Raw genomic sequence first — 2842 nt, forward strand, 5'->3', positions numbered from 1 at the left:
TTCGAAGGCCGTCCGCGAATTCGTCGCTGGAACAGAGGGGAAGCTCCGGATCTTCGTCCTCCCGCCCTACGCCCCCGACACCAACCCGGACGAGATGTCGTGGTCTCAGTGCAGCTCCTGTCGTGTTCGTGTTGCATGAGGATCAGACTCCCTTCTCGGGGTCGGCGAGTTCTGCCTCGGTCCAGCGGCGCCGGTTGTGGTAGCCCGCGGGCAGCTGATGGAGGGTCCGCAGCCGCTCGACCTCGGCACGGTCAGCGGTGATGATCCACCGGTGGGGTGGTCGGGTGTCCTGCCGGCCGGTGACCCAGCCACGGGCGAGCCAACCGAACAACGTCGCCACCGGCATCCCGACCTCACGGGCGAGCACGGCCAGCCACCATTCATCAGAACCGAGGAGACGCTGGTCGGCGTGCGACTGCCCGGATCCAGCGGGACGCAGGCCGTGCCGGTGGAGGAGCTGGAGGATCTCGCCGTCGTGGAAGCGCTCCCGCTGCCGGGGCGGCCGGATGCCTTCGCGGGCAAGCTGGTCGGCGATGGCCTTCGCGGTCAGCCCCGCGGCAGCCAGCGCCCGCAGGCGGCCGACCAGACGCGGGTGGTAGGAGAGCTGGTCGATCCGGGCCACCGGCCGCACCAGATCGGCGGTGCCGCGGCTGCCGCCGGCCCACACGAGAGTGGCGTGCACTTTCTCGCTCGCCCCCTCGGCGGTGACCTCAACCTGGTCGACCACGCAGCGCAGCAGCTTTTTGCGGTCGGCGCAGGTGGTGCTCGGCGCCTCCCACAGCGCGGGAATGTCCCGGGACAGGGCGCGGATGGCGGCCAGCTCGGCCGGGCTCAACCGGACGGGGCGGCTGCGGGTGAACCGCTGGTAGTCCTCGACGAGTTGCTGGCGGGCGGTGAGCGCGGCCTCCCAGTCGGACTCCAACTGCCGGACCACCAGACGGTTTTCCGGCTCGGCCTGCTGGTACTGGCGCCGGACCCGGTCGCATGCCTGCTCGGTGCGCTCCAACCGCTGCCGCCAGATCCGATCCACCTCCCGGCGGTGCTGTTCGACCTGCCCGGCCGCGTGCACGGACAGCTCCAACGCGGCCGGGGCCAGTGCGGCGAGGACCTGTTCGACCACATGGGCGTCGAGGAACGCCCCGGCCATCTGCTGGCACCGCTCCAGCCCGTAAGTCAGGTGCCCGCTCCGGCACACATAGCGGTGCACCAGACCGGTGCGGTTGCTCTCGTAGGTCACACCCATCCGGCGGTGGCAGACACCGCAGATCACCAGCCCGGTCAGCGGCGCCGGCCCGTCCCGAGGGGCACCGAGGCTCTCGGCCCGGGCCCGGTTGGCCGCCATCCGGGCCAGGTTGGCCTCGTACTGCTCAACGGTGATGTAGGCGGGCAGCAGGCCGGGGATCGTCACCAGCCAGTCCCCGGCCGCGGTACGGACCCGCCCCGGCCACCGATGCCCGGGCATCGGGCGGCTCGCATCGACGCGGGTCCGCCCATAGGCGTAGATCCCGGCGTAGGCCGGGTTACGCAGCATGTTCCCGATCCCGGTCTGGTGCGGTCGACGCCAGACCACCTCGCCCCGGGCCGGGCCGGCGCGTTCCCGCATCCCGATCTGCATCTGGTGCTCGGTCAGGAAACGCAGCACCGCATGCACCGTGCCGAGCTGCTCGAACAACCCGAAGACCAGCCGGATGACGGCCTGGACCTGCTCGTCCGGGTCGACGACGACCTCCCCGGAGGGCCTGCGGACATACCCGGCCGGCAGCGGGACGGCCAACTCGCCCCGGGCGGCCTTGGCCAGCCGTCCCGAGGCCATCCGCTGCTTGAGTAGGTGGAGTTCGACCTCGCTCATGGTCCCCTTCAGACCCAGTAGCAGCCGGTCGTTGTACTCGTTGGGATCGTAGACCCCGTCGGTGTCCCCCAGCAGGGTCCGCGACAGGCCACACAGCTCGATCAACTGATGCCAGTCGCGTCCGGCCCGGGCCAGCCGAGACATCTCGATCCCGAGTACCAACCCCACATGGCCCATCGTGATCTCGGTGACCAGACGCTGGAAACCCGGCCGGTCCCCCGCGCCGGCCGCGGACCGGCCCAGATCCTCATCGATCACCAGCAGTCGGGCCCGCGACCAGCCCAACGCCACCGCCCGCTCCACCAGCCCGTACTGCAACCGCGTCGACTCCCCGTGGTCGAGGACCTGCTGCTTCGAGGACTGCCGCACGTACACCACCGCAAGACGGTCGTGGTGCCAGCCCGCCACCTTCCCGGGGCTCTGCTCACGGAGCAGCATCACCCTCGCCCCCGTCCCCGCTGGCCTGAACCTGGCCATGTTGACTCGTCGTCCCGACCGCCGACGTCGTCACCATCCGGTCCACGAGCGCACTCAGTACCCGCAGCGTGGCCTGGCGGCTCAGCTCCGGCAGCAGCTCCCACCGCGTCGCCGCCGCCGATGGCTTCGCCGGACTCTGGGGGGCGCGCTCCCGCTCTCGCTGTCCACGACGCATCACCTTCGCCCGAGTCACGGGCCCGCAACCGCGCTACCAGCTCGACCAGCCGCAGCAGACCCTCACTGCTGATAATCGGCCTGTTCACGCTCTCGTGCCCATCGCACCCTGCACTGTGGCAAGCAGACTGAGTGGGTCTGGAACAACGTGAAGACTGCCCAGATCGGCTGAAAAATGATTACATCGGTCTCGGACCTGTACTCCAACGCCCTCGCCGCACTCCGCAGGCTTCAGGAGAACCCCGCCCTTGTCGTCGGATTCTTCGGTGACCCCCCATCTCGCCTACATCCGCTGGTAGCGAGTCCAGATACTTTCGTTCTTCTTAGTAGGTTCTTGTTAAA

At 69.5% G+C, this 2842-nt stretch carries 3 protein-coding genes; 1 reads left to right on the plus strand and 2 read right to left on the minus strand.

Annotation, left to right across the window (positions count from 1 at the left end):
* On the plus strand, positions 1-139 hold a 139-nt coding region (locus tag U9983_RS28225; RefSeq protein ID WP_416211577.1), incomplete at its 5' end, for a transposase.
* A gap of 3 nt (positions 140-142) precedes the next feature.
* Here U9983_RS28225 and U9983_RS27480 read toward each other — a convergent pair.
* On the minus strand, positions 143-2287 hold the full coding sequence (locus U9983_RS27480) for a recombinase family protein (RefSeq protein WP_322756795.1): 2145 nt from the start codon (positions 2285-2287) through the stop codon (positions 143-145).
* Positions 2274-2519, minus strand: coding sequence for a hypothetical protein (locus U9983_RS27485; protein WP_322756794.1), 246 nt, complete (start codon positions 2517-2519; stop codon positions 2274-2276). The genes U9983_RS27480 and U9983_RS27485 overlap by 14 nt, the downstream gene beginning before the upstream one ends.
* Positions 2520-2842 lie beyond the last annotated feature (323 nt).

It is taken from the genome of Protofrankia sp. Cas3, from assembly GCF_963555955.1.
Classification (GTDB): domain Bacteria; phylum Actinomycetota; class Actinomycetes; order Frankiales; family Frankiaceae; genus Protofrankia.